General features: G+C 45.2%; 20 protein-coding genes and 3 pseudogenes. 9 read left to right on the top strand and 14 right to left on the bottom strand.

Features of this window, described 5'->3' with window-relative positions:
* Positions 1-5: 5 nt before the first annotated feature.
* Positions 6-2,144 (bottom strand): peptidase domain-containing ABC transporter, encoded by a 2,139-nt coding sequence (locus ACGHP1_RS11305; RefSeq protein ID WP_181573341.1) that lies wholly within the window; start codon positions 2,142-2,144, stop codon positions 6-8.
* Between the two features lie 177 nt (positions 2,145-2,321).
* The gene (gene lanM, locus ACGHP1_RS11300; protein WP_390509457.1) at positions 2,322-5,117 is read right to left on the bottom strand and encodes a type 2 lanthipeptide synthetase LanM; all 2,796 of its coding nucleotides are present in this window, start codon (positions 5,115-5,117) and stop codon (positions 2,322-2,324) included.
* Positions 5,118-5,345: 228 nt separating this feature from the next.
* Between lanM and ACGHP1_RS11295 the strand changes: the two genes are divergently transcribed.
* Positions 5,346-5,555 carry a hypothetical protein gene (locus ACGHP1_RS11295; protein ID WP_146746956.1) on the top strand — a complete coding sequence of 70 codons (210 nt, stop codon included), beginning with the start codon at positions 5,346-5,348 and terminating at the stop codon, positions 5,553-5,555.
* A gap of 138 nt (positions 5,556-5,693) precedes the next feature.
* Here the strand turns inward: ACGHP1_RS11295 and ACGHP1_RS11290 are convergent, their stop codons facing one another.
* Positions 5,694-5,960 (bottom strand): DUF6061 family protein, encoded by a 267-nt coding sequence (locus tag ACGHP1_RS11290; protein WP_242983670.1) that lies wholly within the window; start codon positions 5,958-5,960, stop codon positions 5,694-5,696.
* Between the two features lie 121 nt (positions 5,961-6,081).
* Here ACGHP1_RS11290 and ACGHP1_RS11285 point away from each other — a divergent pair, with 121 nt between their 5' ends.
* The 8 genes from ACGHP1_RS11285 (at position 6,082) to ACGHP1_RS11250 (ending at position 10,176) form a co-directional block, all read left to right on the top strand.
* The gene (locus ACGHP1_RS11285; protein ID WP_390509456.1) at positions 6,082-6,615 is read left to right on the top strand and encodes an RNA polymerase sigma factor; all 534 of its coding nucleotides are present in this window, start codon (positions 6,082-6,084) and stop codon (positions 6,613-6,615) included.
* Complete coding sequence (locus tag ACGHP1_RS11280) at positions 6,608-6,901, top strand: hypothetical protein (RefSeq protein ID WP_390509455.1); 294 nt, start codon at positions 6,608-6,610, stop codon at positions 6,899-6,901. Before ACGHP1_RS11285 ends, ACGHP1_RS11280 begins: the two co-directional genes overlap by 8 nt.
* A gap of 34 nt (positions 6,902-6,935) precedes the next feature.
* Positions 6,936-7,301, top strand: coding sequence for a DUF4367 domain-containing protein (locus tag ACGHP1_RS11275; RefSeq protein ID WP_390509454.1), 366 nt, complete (start codon positions 6,936-6,938; stop codon positions 7,299-7,301).
* 181 nt (positions 7,302-7,482) lie between these two features.
* Positions 7,483-7,869, top strand: coding sequence for a hypothetical protein (locus ACGHP1_RS11270; RefSeq protein WP_146746954.1), 387 nt, complete (start codon positions 7,483-7,485; stop codon positions 7,867-7,869).
* 112 nt (positions 7,870-7,981) lie between these two features.
* Positions 7,982-8,554, top strand: coding sequence for a hypothetical protein (locus ACGHP1_RS11265; protein WP_390509453.1), 573 nt, complete (start codon positions 7,982-7,984; stop codon positions 8,552-8,554).
* Positions 8,555-8,571: 17 nt separating this feature from the next.
* Positions 8,572-8,778, top strand: a complete 207-nt coding sequence (locus tag ACGHP1_RS11260) for a hypothetical protein (RefSeq protein ID WP_390509452.1) — start codon at positions 8,572-8,574, stop codon at positions 8,776-8,778.
* 137 nt (positions 8,779-8,915) lie between these two features.
* Positions 8,916-9,581, top strand: coding sequence for a hypothetical protein (locus ACGHP1_RS11255; RefSeq protein WP_390509451.1), 666 nt, complete (start codon positions 8,916-8,918; stop codon positions 9,579-9,581).
* Positions 9,568-10,176, top strand: coding sequence for a hypothetical protein (locus ACGHP1_RS11250; RefSeq protein ID WP_390509450.1), 609 nt, complete (start codon positions 9,568-9,570; stop codon positions 10,174-10,176). Before ACGHP1_RS11255 ends, ACGHP1_RS11250 begins: the two co-directional genes overlap by 14 nt.
* Positions 10,177-10,422: 246 nt before the next feature.
* Here the strand turns inward: ACGHP1_RS11250 and ACGHP1_RS11245 are convergent.
* From ACGHP1_RS11245 to ACGHP1_RS11195, 11 genes and pseudogenes are all read right to left on the bottom strand, one after another.
* Positions 10,423-10,737 (bottom strand): annotated as a pseudogene (locus ACGHP1_RS11245) (toprim domain-containing protein); the annotation flags it as partial.
* Complete coding sequence (locus tag ACGHP1_RS11240) at positions 10,725-10,913, bottom strand: hypothetical protein (RefSeq protein ID WP_007883191.1); 189 nt, start codon at positions 10,911-10,913, stop codon at positions 10,725-10,727. The pseudogene ACGHP1_RS11245 and the gene ACGHP1_RS11240, both read right to left, overlap by 13 nt.
* A complete protein-coding gene (locus tag ACGHP1_RS11235; protein WP_390509448.1) occupies positions 10,910-11,884 on the bottom strand; it encodes a CD1107 family mobile element protein in 975 nt (324 codons plus the stop codon). The genes ACGHP1_RS11240 and ACGHP1_RS11235 overlap by 4 nt, the downstream gene beginning before the upstream one ends.
* Positions 11,877-12,116, bottom strand: coding sequence for a DUF4315 family protein (locus ACGHP1_RS11230; RefSeq protein WP_390509447.1), 240 nt, complete (start codon positions 12,114-12,116; stop codon positions 11,877-11,879). The genes ACGHP1_RS11235 and ACGHP1_RS11230 overlap by 8 nt, the downstream gene beginning before the upstream one ends.
* A gap of 15 nt (positions 12,117-12,131) precedes the next feature.
* Entirely contained in the window at positions 12,132-13,841 is a 1,710-nt protein-coding gene (locus tag ACGHP1_RS11225) for a C40 family peptidase (RefSeq protein ID WP_390509446.1), read from the bottom strand.
* A complete protein-coding gene (locus ACGHP1_RS11220) occupies positions 13,838-16,243 on the bottom strand; it encodes a VirB4-like conjugal transfer ATPase, CD1110 family (protein WP_390509445.1) in 2,406 nt (801 codons plus the stop codon). Before ACGHP1_RS11220 ends, ACGHP1_RS11225 begins: the two co-directional genes overlap by 4 nt.
* Entirely contained in the window at positions 16,164-16,595 is a 432-nt protein-coding gene (locus ACGHP1_RS11215) for a PrgI family protein (RefSeq protein WP_390509444.1), read from the bottom strand. The genes ACGHP1_RS11220 and ACGHP1_RS11215 overlap by 80 nt, the downstream gene beginning before the upstream one ends.
* A 12-nt stretch (positions 16,596-16,607) precedes the next feature.
* Positions 16,608-17,048, bottom strand: coding sequence for an XF1762 family protein (locus ACGHP1_RS11210; RefSeq protein WP_044927047.1), 441 nt, complete (start codon positions 17,046-17,048; stop codon positions 16,608-16,610).
* A 13-nt stretch (positions 17,049-17,061) separates the two neighbouring features.
* A complete protein-coding gene (locus ACGHP1_RS11205) occupies positions 17,062-17,931 on the bottom strand; it encodes a VirB6/TrbL-like conjugal transfer protein, CD1112 family (protein WP_138374226.1) in 870 nt (289 codons plus the stop codon).
* An 80-nt stretch (positions 17,932-18,011) separates the two neighbouring features.
* Positions 18,012-18,110, bottom strand: a pseudogene (locus ACGHP1_RS11200) (Maff2 family mobile element protein); the annotation flags it as partial.
* Positions 18,111-18,894: 784 nt separating this feature from the next.
* Positions 18,895-19,023, bottom strand: a pseudogene (locus tag ACGHP1_RS11195) (Maff2 family mobile element protein); the annotation flags it as partial.
* Between the last annotated feature and the right edge of the window lie 81 nt (positions 19,024-19,104).

The raw sequence follows: 19,104 nt of genomic DNA, 5'->3' as shown, positions 1-19,104 counted from the left end.
CTGACTTAGGTTTGGTGTACAAACAGATTATAATAGATTCCTTTTTTATTCATTAACATTTCATGAGTTCCAGATTCTACAATTTTTCCACCATCAATTACAAGTATTTTGTCGGCGTTTTTGATTGTTGATAATTTATGCGAAACAATTATTGTTGTGATATTTAATTGTGCTAATTTACGATACAGATCTTCTTCATTTATTGAATCCAACGATGATGTAGACTCATCGAAAACCAGCAATTCAGGATGTCGGATAATTGCACGCGCAATCGCCAATCTCTGCACCTGTCCACCCGAAAAGTTAGATGATGAAGCAGAAATAACTGTCCTTAAACCCAATGGCATAGATAAAACATCATTTTTTAAATTAACAATATCCAGAGCATTGAACACATCGCTTTCTGTGATGGATTTGTCTCCAAATGTAACATTATTTAGAATTGTGTCATTGAGGATAAATGCGTTTTGCGGAACAAATGCAATGTTTTTAGAGAAGTAACAATCATCAATGTAATCTAATTTATAACCATTCAATTTTATATCACCCTTTACAGGCTGATATAGACCTGACAATAATTTTAATATTGTGGTTTTTCCACTGCCAGAGGCTCCAACTATGGCAACCTTTTCATGCTGCTTTACAGAGAAAGAAACATTTTTTAAAATATAATTTGTTGATGCATTATAAGAGAATGAAACGTCCTCAAATGTAAGCAGTTTGAACTCTTTCGGATTGATGTGTTTGTCTTTTTTTTGACTTTCTTCATCAAGAAAATCGTTTAAATATTCAAGAGACGACTTATATGTAGATGTATTAAGAAAAAGAGTGAAAAAAGAGATTGCAGATGAATAGTAGGTTCCCATTAATGAATATACAGCAACAAGCTCGCCGACGCTTAAAGTATCTTCCGGTAATATAATCAACAGATATAGTATTCCAAAAACTGGAACGAACATTGTAAAATAGCTGACGATTTGGTTGAGATTCAATGAAACTGAATCTGTTTTCAAGGTAACCTTGCTAAACTTGTGGAGCGATTCATAAGATCTGTTCAAAAACATTTTTGAAAGATGCATTGATCGAATTTGAAACATATCTTGAACAGTTTCTGTGTTAAGAACACTTAACTGCTCGTTTTCGTGAATCTGTTCGTTTCTCATCTTTAGGAGTATTTTATTCGAAATTACCACATAAAGAATTGCTAATAATGAAGTAGCAACGAGAAGTGGCATAAGTATGGGATAATGGGCACTCAAATATACAAGGATAACAAATGTCGATGTTCCCAAAACAACAAATTGAGGAAACACAGAACTAATAATTGACTGAAATTGTGAAAGGACATTTATGCGAAACAGTATATTTCCCTGCGATCTATTATCATAATATGAATATGGAATTTCAAATAAATGTCGAATGGCGTTCTCGTACAGTGCATTATATACATCGACTTGGCATCGTGTTATTATATTATTTTTTAGGAAAGAAAACAGGGTAAAAAAAGCCACTAATCCTAAAGCTATTAAGGCAAACTGAACTATAGCCGGAGTTCTTGATTTCACCAGTGTATCTACGATGTTCTGTAATAAAATCGGAACCAAAAGAGAAATTGAATATGCCAAAAGTGAAAAAAACAGAATTTTTACGAGAGTACCTCTAAATTCAAATAAATATGGTTTTATATGTCGTAAGGTTCCAATGTCACCTTTTCGAACACAAAACTTTTTTGAAGGCGTTGGAATAATTAAGTAATGGGCAAATTGAGATGCATATGGAATGGAGTCTTTCTTGTTTAGAGAGTATGTGCTTTTGCCTGTTGCGGGATCAAAAACAATTAACTTCTTTCCTCTCTTTTGAGCCACGACAAAATGCTGAGTATTTAAATATAATATACACGGAGCTTCGTATTGATGATCCAGATATTCAATCAAATCATCAATTCTCAATACTTTAGTATCCATATTTATGCTCTTATATATCTCACAAATCCCATCAATAGAGATTCCATCTCGACCGATATTAAACTGCTTTCTATAAAAGGCTAATGGTTGATTGAATGAATAAGCACTTGCTAGCATAGAAATGCAGCAAAGCCCACAGTCTGATGTAGTTGTTTGATAAATCATTGGGATTTTTTTCATGTTTACAATCATTTCTTTCACCGTTTGATAAAACAAAACTGTAGCCGCATTATAACTCCAAACCCTATAAAATTATTCTTGGAAAAACAATTCGCTCTTGTATTGCAAGTCCTTTTTTATTTGATATGCTTTATACGGATGCTCCTTAGTACACGTAGAATGGCTTGTCAAGAAAAATTATAATTCTACTCCATATAGGCCTGCTGCAAGTGTATTGGGAATATTGTGATTTATCAATCTTAAATGCTCGTAGAGAACACCGGTAATGCCCGTCATAAATGATTCGTATGGATAGGAAATGCCGTTTACCCACTGAATGCTCATGGGATTCACATTTAAATATATATTAGGAAAAGATTTCTTCTGCTTTGAATTATCTTTAAGATAATTCAAAACAGAAGCTACTCCGTAAACACCATGGCAAAGACATAATTGTTTGCAAGACAGTAAAACATTTAGATATTTTTCTTCAAGATAGCTGTTCAGTGAACTTTCAAACACCTCTTTGGTAGATTTGTTTAAGGTGGCCGTATATCCAATTACTCTTGCCAGTATTTGTCCAGCAATGCCATTACACCAACTGGGCAAACATGAATGCTCAGAAGATTCTTTAAACATATGATCATCAGCCTTTATACATTGTTCAAGCTTATTATAATCAATTGGAATTAACTTTGATATCATTGCAACAGTTGCAATATTTCCGGAAATACCATGGGCAAAACCAATTTCGCTAAAAGTACCATTAAGGAAAGAGTAAAAAAACGCATCAATGTATTTGCGTGAAATGTAATCGAAATCATCAAAGAATGTAATGAATATTTTGTTATCGTTTCTCAAAATTTCTGCCAGAAGATATATTGTCCCACTAAATCCGTGCATAAAATCAAAATCGTTTTCTGCATTTTCAAATCGCTGTTGCAAAAGTTTGTCTATGATTGTTTTTATTAAATCGAAAACGCATGCGTAATCGGTCTTGTCATCAAACATTAGATACTCATTATATTTTATATATAATGAACTTCCCCAAAAACCATATAATGAAAAGGCATTTTTTTCAGCAATCTTTGACGGGTTCTTTAGAGCATCTTTTGCGTTTTCCAACAATCTGTCTGCATATAGCTTATCCTCTAGTTTGGAAAACACTTTTGCGTATGCCAAAATATAGAAAATTATACCTCCTTGAGCATAAAAATCCGGACATATCGTTGATAAGCATGCAGGAGTTTGTGTATCTTCAATAGCTGTTGGAATAATCATAGATGCGTGAGTGGAATCTACAGGGCACTCGCTGATTTTTAGATATTTTAGAAATTCTTCGCACCATTCTTTTGAGGCTTCAAGATACTCTGTAGTATAATTATCATAACCGTTAATATAAAAAATATTGTCAAAATTATGGATTGTATTTGAAGGATCCAAATTTGCAGAGTGCAAAAAAATCGACATTGCAATTAAACGCTCTTGATATTTAATGGTTGTTTCGTCAAGATGAAGTAGCTTTTCCAAAATAGTCTCTTTAGCAGAGAATTGGTAATATCCCGGACAAATAATTCTACCGTCTGCAAATAAATCATTCTTGCAGAATTCGCTATAGAAAATCGGTATGTTTCCTCTTTTCATTTCAGAAATTTCATATTCGAGTCGCGTCGTACCATATTTTGCATCACTTTTGAAATTTTCACGTAAAATATCAAATAGAGCTTCCCGATTTTCTTTTGTTCTTTCGCAACATGGTTTATGTGACTCATCAATAAACTTTGAATAAGTATAGGTTGGTCTTAATAATTGGCGAACTTTCATCTTCGAATATTGTGGGTCAGAAACAACTTGTAGCACAGAATTTTTTCTTTTTATTATTTCGGTGCATCCCGCGTTGAATCCAGCAAGAAGCATCCCTATAACATCTTTTTCTTGTGCACAGCCCAATTTTGAATGTAATGCTGAAAGTTTTGGCGTTTCGTTAACTAGAACATATTTATATTTAATGTCTAGTTCCACATCGTCAACAATCATCGGAACCTTGATTTTATTTGACTTCATCGTTTCTGCAAATAGTCCACTCACGTCGTAATCGAATACATCAGTGGGTAAATTAACGGGAAGCATCCGACTCTGCAAAACACTTGATTCCAGTGTCTTACCTATTTGATTTTGTTCAAAATTATGTTTTTGAGCAGAAACAACCGTTTCGCAATCAATAATTCTTGGCGAATCCATACAACAAACGACATTTTCTGAGTGCATGTCGGTCGATGAACACAAATACATAACAGCGAGATAAACCCCAGCTCGATAATAATAATTTTTAACAGCACTAATGTTATTAGCTATCTGGTATATTATTGGCCGATGCCATGAATGTGTTGTATCGCCCCAAAAGTCAGTTTGATTATTCTCTATGCTTTGTGGCGAAACAATGGTAAGTAGCTCCTCAAAGAAACGATCCGTTAAACATGCTCGTGGCTTATAAAACAGTGTGCCATTTTCAAATTCCACTTCACACACATTTTTACCATTATGTGTATCGCCCATTCCACTATGTATTGCAATCATCTTTCCGTATATAAAATTAAAATGATTTTCCAAATCGGCTTTATCTTTCTTATAGCTTTGTACGATTTCACCAATCATATCATAGTAATTATTTATATACTGGTCAACATCATTTTCTAATAATTCATACTTGTCAAAAATGTATTTCCTGTATTTTTTCGTTGTTGACAGCTTTCTAAAATGAGAAAATCGTGATTCTACAGTCGAATCATTGATGATATGATTATTGCGAGCTTCAGAATATTCTTTAATCCAAATGCTTGATAATAGATTAGCAATAGCATTTGTAAGTTGAGTTAGTACTTGCCCATATAGCGTTTCTCCGCATTCATCTCTCAGTAGCGAATTTTCAGAATTTTTTTCATTTACAATCGATGCTGCACACTCCATTATGATACTTAAAAATTCATCTTTCATTTTTATCGCCTCAGCTTTTGACAATTATAGAGCGTTCCTTCGTTGCAAATTAAAGCACCGCTGTATCGTCTTGTCAATTAAATTATCACCAAATAATCCCAATCAAGTACTTTGTCTTTTGTGCTGTTTTAACCTTGACAACTAGAAAAATGCACCTATAATATTGATTTGCATTCCGGATTTAATTGGCTGTTTTTTGTGTTAATCATATGAAAGGAACATGCTGCTATGAATTCTAATGAAAAACATGAAGAAATTGACTGCGCTGAACTTGAACGGCTGGCTGCTTTTGGTGGTTCTGATGATAGTCAAATTAACCCCTGCTCTGATGTTGCAACGACTACAGCTATTATTAGCGCAATTTCGTCCGTTGTTTCTGCAATTTCTAATATTTCAGCTGCGATGACCAAGGTGCCTGCTTGTAAACCTAAGGGTTGACTTTTTGATTCCGGAATGCAGATTGCCTTATTTTGGACAGCTTTTTGATAGAGTAATCTTTCACTAAAAAAGCGTAAGCACCTTAGATTCTCAAAAAAGTCTAAGGTGCTTATTTTATTTGCAATGTTTAACAAAAAGTCAGTCTTCCAATTTACTATTATCGTAGCTAAGCGAGGGATAATGTTCAACCTCACCACCCAGCACAAGCTGAGCATACTCCGACGGCTTATTGTATAACAGGCGGTAGAAAAACTGGATTTTCTGGACGTATTCGCCATCGACCTTTTCCGCTTTGGATACCAGAATCTTGTCCAGCTGATCGTGTTCAGCACGGCCTTCCCGTTCGTACTGCTCAATCTTTTCGGTCAGTCCAGCCTGTTCTGTGTCGTAGCAATCTGCAAGCATTTGAAAACGTTTCTCCGGGAGAAGTCCTTTTGATACGTCCTCATAAAGTTTTGCATATTCGACATTTTTGTTGGTTCGTGGTACACTACAATCAATCCATGCGAATCAGTTGGAGGTGGTTGTGTTGCTTTCTCTGTACTTAGCCGCTCTTGACAATCAAAGCAGTGAAGAACAATTTATAGATGTATATAATACCTACAAACGGCTGGTCTACCATACCGCTTACAAAATTATGGGCGATTCGTATCTGGCAGAAGATGTACTGCAAGAGGTGTTTTTGTACGTTGCCAAAAATTTTTCTAAAATTCATCGAGAAAACTGTCACGAACTCGCTGCTTATCTCGTTAGTTGTAGTAGAAGCCGTGCATACGATATGCTTCGCAAGCAGCGAGAAGAACCGCTGGAAGAAATCCCGGACGCACCAGATAGCACCCCGGTGCCGGATGATGCAGCAGTCAGCGCCGACAACATCGAACACCTGACAGAACTGATCGGACAGATGAAACCGATGTACCGTGACCCACTGCGCCTTTTGGCAATGGGCTACACCAACCGGGAGATTGCCGAATCGCTTGGACTGACGGATGAAGTGGTTCGGATGCGGCTTTTCCGTGGAAGAAAACTATTGTGGAAGGAGCTGAACAGCCATGAGTGAGCGGACAGAAGTTTCTTTTGATGCAGCGTTGATGATGGCACTCCGTGCAGATGCACAGAAAGAACTGGACGAGCTGCCAAGTCCGGCCCAGCTTAAGGAACGCTACCCAGACACATCCCGATGGGATGCCCGCCTGCAAGCGGCGTTGCATAAACGCCGCCCTGTGCTGAAACGAGTTCTTATTGCGGTCCTGACGCTGGTAATTTTAACTCTCGGCGCGCTTGCAGTAAGTGCAGAGTTCCGCAGGGCAGTCTATACGATGATTCAAAAAATTTCTGCCCATTGAGATGCAGCTGACGTATCAGGTGGATGGTGAGCCGTTGGAACAGCTTCCGAATGGATATAGCGACCATTATGTACCGGACGGCTTTGAACGGGATTATGAACAAGGGTATGATAACGAAATATCCTTTCTTCATGCCTATGTTGATGCCAATGATAAAAGCATCTTTTATTATGTGGACTGTTCCGTAATTCAAGACTATGGACAAATCGAAACTTTCGACAATGAGCATACGGTTTATGAGCGCATTAAAGTTGGAACAGCCGATGCCACACTCGGAACAAACAATAGCGGAGGACGTACAGGATATGTGCTAGTATGGGAGAAAGATGGCATTTCGCATACGATTATTGGAAAGATATCGCGTGAAGAGCTTCTAAGAATTGCGGAAAGCATTTCCTGATTTGTCAAGACCTTGCCGACACACTTGTGATTATTTACAAGTGTGTCGGCATTTTTTGTGCAAATATACAAAGCTAATAAAATTTCGAATTTTTTTCAAAAAAGCTGTCACAAACACAATGTGAACTACGTTGACTAAGTAAAAGCTCCTGTGGGAGTGTACAAAATGGAGGTTATGCCTTATGTCTAAAAAACGTCTGATTACTCTTATTCTGTCAATTGGTATTTTTCTGAGCCTTGCCGCAACGGTTTTTGCTGCTGGCCAACCTAGGCGGTATAAAGAAAACAGCACTGTCAAAGGGACGATTTCTCAAAGTTTTTATCAGGTTAATGCCAAAACTGATGTTACGGTAAAGCGCATCACCGTCACTGGAACGCTGTATGAAAAAGGAACATTTGGTACATGGCAGAAGGTAAGCAGCTGTTCTAACACAAGTGCATCTTCTTCCTGCTCAGCAAGCAGTAATTATAATACAAAACCCGGAAGATCGTATCGCCTTGAATGTTCAGCAACATTCACTTATTCAAATGGGCAGAGCGAAACTATCACATCAACTGCCAGCCATTAAATGATTTTATAAAAGAGTGATTTTGTTAAAAAGAGGTGATGCTAATACAGCATCTAAAGCGTTATTAAATGAAAGACTATTTTGATCGCCTATTTACCAGAAAGGAAAAACCATGAAAAAATTAATTGCTTTGTTGCTATCTGTACTCTTGGCCTTAACCAGTATGGCTCCTGCTTATGCAGCCAAACCATATTTGGAAAATCAAAATTTCTCTATTGAAGCATCAATTGATGAGTTGGCAGATGGAATTACATTTGCAATAATCCAAGAAGCAGATGGCTCACTTACCGTACAAAAGATAGAACAGAGTGATATAGCTTTACAGGCAAACCAACGAGTGGTCGGTACTTTTCACTGTGGACTGACCTACCACAAAAACGCTAGTACAGCACATATCCATTGGACCGCTACCAGTTCGCAAATAACAGGGGTAAGGGCACGTGTTTACTGCAAGCCTACATATGTTATCGGCGGAGATTATGGTAATTATTTCTTTTATGGAGACATTGACGAATATCGCGATTTGAATGGACGATATAATACAGCCAATGGCGCTACTGATGACTTTGACATTGATAGCGGACTGAAGAAAGTCAATATTGGCTGGACTCATGCTTCTGTCTCAACGGTAAGGGGTGGTACACTTGCGCTACCGGCATCGATTGACACGATTGAACTAAACTAAAGGATTCATTAATCAAAATGACGAAAGAAGAAGTCATTTCCATGCTATCAAAGGAATTGAACAGTGAATGGACGAATGGAGTCACATGTTTGATGGTGGAAAATTCCGATAGCTATATTCCAGTAATAGTTCATCACAATAAAAATGAACTTATTGTTGAAGTAGGAGAACAAGACAAGAAGATTTACCGCATCGGACGAAATGAGCTAAATAAAACATCTTAGTCATCACCAAAAAAATCATTGAAATCAGTCACAATTTGACGCATAGAATATGAATTCAAACTTGATATGAGGTGATTCCAGTGCAGAACTCAAACCAATACAGATGCAATGCTTTTATAAAAAGGAGTTGACATAAAATGACATTATCGAAAAGAATGACATCACTTTGCATAACTTTGGTTGTGGCGAGCCTGTTTTTATCCATTTATGCATCTGCCGCATCGGCTCCAATTCACAAAACCACTGTTTGGGTTGCACCAGAAACAGAAACTCTTATCAATGGAATCCCTGAATCACAAACTCCGATGGTAACAGATGTTATTATGGGACCGTATTTTTACAGATACGATTACAATCAAAAGACAACTGTTGACAAATATCGACATATTGCACACTTCTCACATGATAACAGATTGAACAAGCTGTCTGAGCAGATGGAAGCACAGATAACAAATTCTGCCTCTCAGGGAGCCGAGTGGAGCGGAAATGTTGAATTTACAGCTGAAATCAAAAAGAAAATCATTGAGTCGTTAAAAGGAACTTTAGGAATATCTTATAAAGAAACCCGCACAACCAATGAAGCTGTTGGATATAAAGTTGTCCATACAGTTCCAGCCGGAAAAGTGGGTCATATAAATTTGTATTATAAAGGCTATAAAATTGGTGGCAGACTAACTGTTTGGACGGCTAATACGAGCAACCCATCTCAAAGTAAGAGGTATGCTACTTATGATGTTAATTCTACTTTGTATCCCAGTGATACTTTGGACATTTTCTCTGAGTCGTACAATGCAAACACTTAAAAAACCGCCTCTGACAGTGCTGCTCTGTTTGATAGTTTGCTTTACATTAACATCTTGCTTTAATACAAAAAATAAAAGTGAATCGGTTCCGGATAACTATTCATTGTATTCGCAATATGTTGATAAAGTTGTAAAAAAATTCGAGCCAGAAGGATTTGAGATATTAAATAGTACAGCCGATATCTATAGCTCTGGATTTCCTGAAAACGAATACTTTGAGGAGCGAGATGATTTGTATGATGGTAATCCACTACAACCAAAAAACAGAAAAGCTATCTATTTAAACTCAACAAATGGTATCCTTGCGTGTATGACATTTTTATATTCTGAAGAAGAACTAGGAAAGCGAATGCTGACAATTGATTCCTTGCCAGCAGAGGCGGTTGCTACTTTTCAGAAGGAAGATGACATAAACATTCAAGAAACATACGAAATGGTTCTGGAAGATCAACACTGTATTGTGTTGCTTAAATTTATCTCAACTGAGTCATTGCAGAGCAATCAAGAGCAAGCAGTTACCCGCTACAGAGCATCAGTAATTGATTTTTTTGAAGAATATACACAATTTCTAAAAAGTCAAGAAAATATAGAATAGCCTAAGACCAATATACAAGGACACCATGAATCGGTGTCTGAAAAACGAATAGCTAATAATAAACAGCTCTCTATTTGCAAAGACTGCAGGTAGAGGGCTGTTTGTTCCACTTCAGATATTTTAAGTTTGCCATTGTCACGGTTGAAAGAAGTGGTTTTCCAGTTTCCCTTTCAGCATGAGTTGTTTGTAAGTTGCTTTTCGACATGATGAGGTCTCTTTTTTCTTTTAAGTCACCTAACCGCACTACCCTGCATCGCAGGCGTTGACCACCTCTGCCACATCCTCCCGGCGCATCAGCTCCCGCAGAATGTCAAACTGCTTCTGCTTTTCAGAGCGGACGATGAAGCGGAACGAGGTAGGAATGATGGGCAGCGCCGCCAACGTCCATTTGGCATCATCGGCATTGTAAACGGCGGCGTCGGCCAGCTCTGCCAGATGCCCAAAGCACCACGACACGATATACCCGCCGCCCTCCAGATACCCGTCATGCCGTGATTTAGCACCCAGCACGGCGGCGATGCTCTGCGCCACGGAGGGTTTTTCGGCGATCACAAGGCGCATGGTGCAGCCTCCATTCTCTTTACGTCACGGTAGCAGGGGCGAACGCAGCTCTGTCCGAAGCGCTTGCAGCCGTAGCAGAAGTGTTCCTTGGCAGCGTCGGGAGGGCTGTCCTCCCGCGCTGCTTTCGGCTTCTGCATCATCAGGCGTTCCAGCGGGTTATTGGTGAAATATCTCATGCGTCTGTATCCTCCGTAGTATCCTGTTCCGGTTCGCCCTCATACGGCTCAAACTCATATTCGTCCTCGTCCTCGCCGTAGTCATAATCGTCCAGATCGGCGCTACCCTTGGTCTGCGGCTTGGCCTTTTTCTGCTTGAAAATGTAGAACGCAGCACCGCCGCCCAGCGAGACGATCAGCAGAACGACAAGGATGCCGCCCACGCCGCTCTTTTTCTCCGGTTCCTCGGCGGCGGATTCTGTCGGCTCGGTGGGGACTTCGGGCTTTGCCTCCTTGCCCACGCACTCGGTCATGTTGACCGCGCAGACGGGGCAGGATGTATTGACCGTACCGGCCACGCATTTTTTGGTGCAGGAGCAAGTGGCGGCCGTTTCTTCCTCGCCGGTCAGCGCCATCAGGTCAGCCTCATCCACCTGATTCAAGAAGTGGACGGTTTCTTCGCCCTCATCGTCGCGGTCAATAATCAGGTAAAATGTATTGCCGTTCTTGCTTTCCAGCGTAATGAACTGTTTTCCTGCCTTGGTGCTGGAGCCAATATCGTCGATCAGTGTCAAATTGCCGTCCGGTGTCAGCGCATCGCTGCCGCCCATCATGCCGCCGATGCTCACGGTGCTGTCGGCGGCGTCGGTGACGGTCAGATAGCTGCCGTACACATAGCCCACACGGGCAGGTAGCAGGATTTTTACCCAATCGCCGTCCCTGCCAATCACATCGACCACCGTGCCGTTGGGGAGCTGCGTAAACGCGGTGTTGTCCAGTCCCGCGCCGGTGCGGACGTTCAGGTTGCCGCCGTTGGTCGTGACCGTGCCGATCTGTTTTGTTTCCTGTGCGTCTGCGGCGCTGCTTTCGGCGGTGGGCAGCGCATCATCAGGATAATCACCGTCGCTGGCAAAGGCGGAAACGGGGAGAATCCCGATGCACAGGAGCATCAGCAGCAGGCTGATAAAAATGCGCGGTGTGTTTTTAGTCATGGTTCAACGCCTCCTTTTCCGAAGTGGCCGGTGCAGGCGTGGCCTGCATACGGCGGAACAGCTCGGCAAACTGCTCCATCGTCATGCCGTTCTCACGCACCATGCCGATGATGTCGGTGTCCTCCAGCTCACGAATCTGCTTTTCCAGCTCGCGGTTGCGGCCTTGCAGATCAGAGATTTTGCCTTTGTTCTTCTCCAGCTCTCCACGGAGCTTCATAATTTTCGGGTTCATATCGTTCACTCTCCTTTACGGCAAGCGCCCATAGCGGTAGAAATGGGACTGCCAATAGTTTGAATTTAAGTTTGCATAAGAGATCGGATCTCCGCAGTGGATCATCATATTGTTGCCGACGTAGATACCCACATGGCTGACACCGGGGGTATCATACGTTCCGGTGAAAAACACCAGATCGCCCGGTTTGACGTTGGCAGAGGATACAGGCGTGCAGATGTTGCAAAGCCCCTGCGCTCCCAGCCTGCCCACATCCCAACCGGAATGATTGATGACCCAACTGACGAAGCCCGAACAGTCAAATGAGGTAGAGGGGCTGCTGCCGCCCCAAACGTAGGGGTAGCCGAGATACTTTTCCGCTTCCTTGATGATGGCGGCGAATACCTCATCGTCCAGCGCCTCCGGGGGAATGTCGTAGTCGGTATAGCTGCCCTCCACATACTTGCCGATGTAGCCTGAACCGGGGAACAGGTCGGGACGGTTGCCGAGGGTGGCCATATAGGTGGCGTACATTCCGAGCTGTTCTTCGCTCATAATGTAAACGGGAACATGGGAGAGATTGAAGTTTTCCAGCGTGACCGTGCAGATGTAGTAGTCATACGGCACCTGATAGGTGTCCGTATGGGTGTTGCCGTCCGCGTCCGTCCATGTGTCGGTTTCCGTGCGGTAGCGGGTTTCCACCACCACATCCTCGGTCAAGATGTACTGGCGGTCAAAGAGCATCTGGAGCGTACCCTGCACCTCATCCAGCGTCCATTCCCCTTGATGCAGCGCCGTAATCATGGAAATGAGTACATAGGGGTCATGCTCCATGGTGTCCAGATCAAAGTGGTACTCATCGTAGTCATGGGTGCTTTCGTAGGTGTCGAGGTAGCGCTGAAGCTCTGCTTCCATCGCGCAATACTGCGCCTCCGCACCCAGCATATCGGCGTCCTGCGATGGATAGGTGCTGGCCGCGATCCCGGAGCCGACGCCATCCATCATCACCGAGCAGGAGGACAGGCCGTTGAGCAGAAACGCCAGCATCAGCAGAATCGCGGCGGCAATGGCAAAGCCGCGCCGGTGCTCCCACACATATTTGCCCGCTTTCTCAGCCTTTTCAGCGGCCTTTTTCGCGGCCTTGGCGGTATTCTCTGCCGCCTTTGCCGTAGTCTGCGCCGTCTGATTGTGCTTGGCAGCGGCATACTGCTTCTTAATTGCCTGCTTCTGCTGCCATTTGGAAACGGGATTGCTGGTGGGGCTGTCGATCTCTGCTTTCTTCTGGAGCGCGTCAAGATTGGCTCGTTCCAGCTTTTTCTCTGCACGGATGGCAGCACGATAAGGCTTGAGCTGATGGGCGCGGTGGGCAGACTGCACCAGCCGCCCGCCGCTCTCCACGGCTTGCTCTACCTTGTGCGCGGCCTCTACGCCTACATTGTCATCCTCGCTCTGCCGCACCTCCCGGTGAACCTGAGAGAGAACAAAGTTGGCGGGGGCATCCTGCACGGCATGGGTCAACTTTGAGGGCGGCTTTTTCTTATCCACTTCCTCAAAACGGAGCTGCGTTTTGACCTTGCCGGTGGCAGGATCAAAGCCGCGTTCCTTTTTGATCACGGTTTTCTTGGGGATTTTCGCCTGCGCCTTATCCGCCTTGGCCTCCGCTTTTTTCACCCGCTTGATGGGCTTTTCCAGCTTCGGCTCGGCAAGATCGGCGTCGGAAAACTGCAAACGCGGTTCTCTTTTCATGCCGACGCCACCTCTTGCGGTTTGGTGGTCATGACGCGGTACAGCTCGGTGTCCTTCGGGAAGTGGTCAATGAAGGGCAGGATCGTGTTGCCGTAGAACAGCAGCCCCTCGCCCTCGCCGGAGTGGGTCACATAAGAAAGCTGATGCGGCGAAATGTTGAGCTGCTTTGCGAGAATCTGCCGGTCGCCAGCGGCCTGATTGAGCATATAGATGAAATCGCTGTTCTCAAAAATGTTCTCAACCTCGCGGCTGGATAACAGGTCTTTGACATTTTGAGTGATCCCGGTGGGGATGCCGCCCCATTTGCGATAGCGCTTCCAGATCTCGACACTGTACGAAGCCGTCTGTTCCTCCTTCAAAAGAAGATGGAACTCGTCAAGATAGTAGCGGGTCGTTTTATGGGCGGCGCGGTTGATTGTCACGCGGTTCCAGACCTGATCCTGCACCACCAGCATCCCGATTTTCTTGAGCTGCTTGCCCAGCTCTTTGATGTCGTAGCAGACGATGCGGCTATTCACATCCACGTTCGTGTGATGGTTGAACACATTCAGAGAACCGGTGACGTAGATTTCCAATGCAGTGGCAATGTACTGCGCTTCCTTTTCATCCTGCGCACGGAGGGCGTTATACAAGTCCTCCAGCAACGGCATATTCTCCGGCTTCGGGTCGTTGAGGTAATCCCGGTAGACGATGCGCACACAGCGGTCGATGATGGTCTTTTCTACAGGGGCAAGCCCATCCTTGCCGCCGACGATCAGCTCGCACAGCGACAAAATGAAGTCGGATTTCAGGCTCAGCGGGTTATCATCGTCGCTGTAATCCAGATTCAAGTCCATCGGATTGATATAGCAGGGCGAACCGTCGTAGCCCTTGCCGGTGGGCGACAGCTTAATGACCTGACCGTGCAGACGCTCCACCAGCGGTGTATATTCACCTTCCGGGTCACAGATGATGATGTCATCCTTGGGGCAGATGAGAAACGCATTGGTGATCTCACGTTTTGCCGAAAACGACTTGCCGCTGCCGGGAGTGCCTAAAATCAGACCGTTGGGATTTTTCAGCAGCTTCCGGTCTACCATGATGAGGTTGTTGGAAAGGGCGTTGATGCCGTAGTACAGCGCCTCCGAACCGTTCTGGAACAGCTCCTGCGTGGTGAAGGGGACGAAGATCGCTACGCTGGAGGTGGTCAAGCCCCGCTGAATCTCAATCTGATTCAGCCCCAGCGGGAGGCTGCTCATCAGTCCTTCCTCCTGCTGGAAGTCCAGCCGGGTCAGCGCACAGTTATATTTCTGCGCGATGCTGGAGGTCTGGAAGATGTTGTTGTCAAGCTGCCGGGGCGTGTCTGCCGTGTTGAGAATGAGGAAGGTTAGCAGAAACATTCGCTCGTTGCGGGACTGCAAATCCTGCAACAGCTTCTTGGCCTCTGCGCCGTAGGTAGCAAGGTCGCTTGGAATGATGTCCATGTCGTACCCGGCGCGGACGGCTTTCTTCTGTTCCTCAATTTTGGATTTGTCGAGATCGGTGATTTTGCGCTTGACGGTCTTGATGGCGTTGACCTGATCCACAGACTGCACATGGAGATTGACGAGGACGCTGCTTTCCATATCCAGAAAGTCCGCCAGCATCCGGTCATTCAGCTCCGGTGCCAGAATCTGCACGAAGCTGATCGCACCCAGCTTTTTGCCCATGCGGAACATCCTGCCGGTCTTGAACTCAAAGGAGCTGGGCGCGATAAAGTCCTTGGTGGACAGCCCGGATGGAGCCAGCCAGTCCCACGAAAAGCGGAACGGCTCCTGCTCGTCCATCCGCAGAATGTCGTGCATGACGTGCAGGCGCTCGAAGCCGTTCAGCGGCGCAGCCACAACGCCCAGCCGCTTGAAGTTGTTCAGGAGGTCGGTTTCGATGCGCTCCAAACGGGGCTTTGCCGCGCGGAGGTTGTCGGCCTCAACGCCGAACGTGAGATACTTGGTCTTAATGAGGCCGTTGTTGCCGCGGGCAAGCTGATTTTGCAGCATACCGGCGTACTCGGCGCGGATGCCGTCAAACTCGTCCCCGCAGGGCGGAATGGAAATGCTCCGTGCAAAGGTTTCCTGCGAAGCCGAGAGGTTCACAAAGGAAAGCTGGAATTGCACGGAGCTGTCAAAGTAGTTCAGGAAATCGCACCACGCCTCAAAGATGGCGGTCTTGTCCTCGTTCTGTGAGAGCTGGTAGTTGATGTCCTGATACTGGATCGTTTTGGTGTAGCGCGTATTGGTCACACGACAGATGCCGTCCGGCCACATACGCTGATACGGGATGCTGTCCTGCGCCGATGTTTCCTTCTTATCCGTTCGGTTCGCTCTTGCGATGGCGGCTTCGATCTGTTTTCGTTCGGCGCGGGTCAGTTTTTTCTTTTCGGACAATTTGATACACCTCCCGGTCTAACTGGTTTTGCCGCTCCAGAACGGCATAAAAATTGTTGGTCTTATACGGGCGCTGCTTTGGCCTCTGGAAGCACACGCGGTAGATGTTGCGGATGACGACCTCCAGCGGCTGACCATTCTTTTCATACATGGCGAACAGCATGGCCGGGATCATCACCACCATCATCACCATTGCGGCGGGGCTGGTGCCGATGCTGCCCTTGAGCAAGAAGAAAAGCGGTACGCCGATGAGCGCGCCGCTTCCGAAGCAAATGAGCTGTCGTTTCGTGAGGTTGAACAGCACCTTGGTTTTTACTTTGGTTAAGTCCTTTGGGACGTTGACATAGGCCATAGAAATCCCCCTTTATAAGAGCTTTTCATATCGAAGTTTCATCTGCGCCGGGTACAAAGCGGAGGCGGGCTTACGGCTGCCTGTCCAGCATTTGCCGCCTGCCATGCCTGCACAGCTCCAGCCAGCGGCGCGGAGGCTGCTGCCATTCTCGCTATCCAGCGTATAGGTGATGATCTTGCGGTATCCCATTGCCTTTGCCGCCCGCGCAGATGCGGCATAGAGAATACTGCAAGCGTTTCTCTCGCCGGTGGTACAAAGACGATTGACTTCCAATGTCCAGCCATCATCCAGATACCGGCTCACAGGACGGCCTACGATTGCAACACCGACAAGCTCTCCATCCTTGGCACAGCCGATGGAAAATTTATGCCCAGCAGTTGCCTTATGGTGCCGGTGATGCGCATTGACAAATGCGTTCGCTGTTGCAAGCGCGACGGGCGTGAGTGTCAGCATGGTATCACCCCCGTTAATGTGCATTGAACACGGACTTGGCAAGGCTGCTGGTTTTGAACAGGCAGAAGCACAGCAGCACCGTGTAGCCCATGCAAGTCCAGATGGCGTAGATGATGTCATCCACAAGCGCGATGTTCTGCACCAGAACGGCGTAGATGGCAACGCAGACGATGATGAGAAATGCTTGGAAGCCCAGCGCCAGCAAGGAACGGATGTAGTTCTGTCCCATGCCGCCCCATTCCTTGCCCATCATGGTCGCCATCGGAATGGGGGCAACAGAGGTGACGAGATATATTTCAATCATTCTTCCGAATGTGATAATGAAAATGCAGATGGTCAGCGCCCACATGGTAATGCCCACGAACAGCGATTGGAACCACAGGCCGAACAGCGGCCCCAGCTCCATTTCCATCAGCCGATCCTCAATGCCCACCATGACGCTTGAAATGTCGATGCTGGTATCGCCGATAATCAACCCGGAGGCGCTGGCAACGACGCTTTGGGCAGCGTCAAACACGCCCATCACAATCGTCCATGTGTTTGTTACAATCAGGACAGCGGCAGCGGACTTGAACGCCCACTTGAAGAATATCCATGTGTCCATGTCGTTGAGGTTATTTTTGTCGGTAATGAGCTGGATCAGTTCCAGCGTCATCACAAAGGCGAGAATTGCGCCTGCGATGGGGACGATCACGGTTTCTGACAGGTTTTGTATCATGCTGAAAATGCTGCCGTTCCATGCCTGCGGCGATAAGCCCACCTGACCGGAGATCTCGGCAACCTTTTGATTGGTTGCATCGAACATCCCGGACAGATTGCTCACGATACCGCCGATGAGCATTTCTTTCAGCCATTCCGTGATCTTATCCCATAAGAAATCCATAGGGTTGCCCTCCTTTCGGGAGGATGCCGCCAGAAAGCGGCACCCTCCGTGGATTTATGGGAAGCAAACGAGCTGCCTGATTAGCCGAATAGACCGGACAGCAGCGGCACGAGGGTAATGCCAATCAAAGCCACCCCGCCACCGGCCATCAGCTGCTTCATGCCCTGAGATTTAGCACCAGATAGCCATAGGTAAGCATTTGATATGATCTCCAGCTTTTCCCCGGCTCCACACCGTGCGTGCAGCTTTCACCGCACACGGCGTTCCATCGAATTTGGTCATACAGGGCTTGCGACACTTTGTGTGTGCTTCTTTTGCCAAATTCGACTTGTGGCCTTTCCTCCACCGTTTACTTTTTCACGGCTTCATAGGTACTACGCCACTACTTTCACTGAAACAAAGAATGGTTATTGCCTTCTCACGAAGGTATTCCCATCCACCATCTCGCAGCCTTGCAACAGGCTAAATGTTTTCAGCTTCCTGCGTTCCGATATTTCTATCATGGGCCGCATTTAGGTTCTTCCTCTAAGCCTGTATTCAATTCTTTACGAATCGTGCCGCCTGTAACGGCACATGGACTTTCATAACAACCATTTTTACTTGTCCACGAATACCTCCGTATAAGGAGTACCACCGTTTCGATGGTATCAACGTTTAGACTTGTACATTCAGAAGTTCGTCAGTATTTCCATACATACTAACCATGTGCGGTTGACACCCGGCATATAGGATGCGCTATCCACCTCTGGACAGCTTTCGATTTCAGCCTTGCAGCCAAAACTACGGCATCTCTCTGCCGACTTCACCGAGCTTCTGACAATCGGCGGTTGCGCACCTATGCCAGTCGGAGTATTAGTGTGGACGCTTCGGGGCGTTACCCCCTCATTTCATCCATCGAAATATCAGTTCTCCAAGGTTTTGGACTTCATTCGTCCTTCGACCTGTGCCTGACCTTTTCAGTCAGGAACGCATCGCACGGTTGTCGTTGCCGTAGCCCTCCAGCAGATTGATCGCACCCCAAATGCCGAGGCCAGCGCCCAGTGCCACAACGAGGGTCTGAAGAACACCAACAGCAGAATTAAAGAAAGCCATAAATAGTACCTCCGAAAAATATGTTTTAGATTTTGGAGGGTACATTTCTTCCACGAAGTTTCATCGAGTCGTTGTCAAAAC

Source organism: Faecalibacterium sp. i21-0019-B1 (assembly GCF_042852915.1).
Taxonomy (GTDB): Bacteria; Bacillota; Clostridia; order Oscillospirales; family Ruminococcaceae; genus Faecalibacterium; species Faecalibacterium taiwanense.
The sequence above is the reverse complement of the archived record's forward strand: the minus strand, read 5'-3'. Positions and strand labels throughout refer to the sequence as shown.

Coding starts and splice junctions, on each gene's coding strand:
- ACGHP1_RS11305 (WP_181573341.1), bottom strand. CDS start 2,144: ATGAAAAAAATCCCAATGATTTATCAAACAACTACATCAGACTGTGGG.
- lanM (WP_390509457.1), bottom strand. CDS start 5,117: ATGAAAGATGAATTTTTAAGTATCATAATGGAGTGTGCAGCATCGATT.
- ACGHP1_RS11295 (WP_146746956.1), top strand. CDS start 5,346: ATGAATTCTAATGAAAAACATGAAGAAATTGACTGCGCTGAACTTGAA.
- ACGHP1_RS11290 (WP_242983670.1), bottom strand. CDS start 5,960: ATGCTTGCAGATTGCTACGACACAGAACAGGCTGGACTGACCGAAAAG.
- ACGHP1_RS11280 (WP_390509455.1), top strand. CDS start 6,608: ATGAGTGAGCGGACAGAAGTTTCTTTTGATGCAGCGTTGATGATGGCA.
- ACGHP1_RS11270 (WP_146746954.1), top strand. CDS start 7,483: ATGTCTAAAAAACGTCTGATTACTCTTATTCTGTCAATTGGTATTTTT.
- ACGHP1_RS11265 (WP_390509453.1), top strand. CDS start 7,982: ATGAAAAAATTAATTGCTTTGTTGCTATCTGTACTCTTGGCCTTAACC.
- ACGHP1_RS11260 (WP_390509452.1), top strand. CDS start 8,572: ATGACGAAAGAAGAAGTCATTTCCATGCTATCAAAGGAATTGAACAGT.
- ACGHP1_RS11255 (WP_390509451.1), top strand. CDS start 8,916: ATGACATTATCGAAAAGAATGACATCACTTTGCATAACTTTGGTTGTG.
- ACGHP1_RS11250 (WP_390509450.1), top strand. CDS start 9,568: ATGCAAACACTTAAAAAACCGCCTCTGACAGTGCTGCTCTGTTTGATA.
- ACGHP1_RS11240 (WP_007883191.1), bottom strand. CDS start 10,913: ATGAGATATTTCACCAATAACCCGCTGGAACGCCTGATGATGCAGAAG.
- ACGHP1_RS11235 (WP_390509448.1), bottom strand. CDS start 11,884: ATGACTAAAAACACACCGCGCATTTTTATCAGCCTGCTGCTGATGCTC.
- ACGHP1_RS11230 (WP_390509447.1), bottom strand. CDS start 12,116: ATGAACCCGAAAATTATGAAGCTCCGTGGAGAGCTGGAGAAGAACAAA.
- ACGHP1_RS11225 (WP_390509446.1), bottom strand. CDS start 13,841: ATGAAAAGAGAACCGCGTTTGCAGTTTTCCGACGCCGATCTTGCCGAG.
- ACGHP1_RS11215 (WP_390509444.1), bottom strand. CDS start 16,595: ATGGCCTATGTCAACGTCCCAAAGGACTTAACCAAAGTAAAAACCAAG.
- ACGHP1_RS11210 (WP_044927047.1), bottom strand. CDS start 17,048: ATGCTGACACTCACGCCCGTCGCGCTTGCAACAGCGAACGCATTTGTC.
- ACGHP1_RS11205 (WP_138374226.1), bottom strand. CDS start 17,931: ATGGATTTCTTATGGGATAAGATCACGGAATGGCTGAAAGAAATGCTC.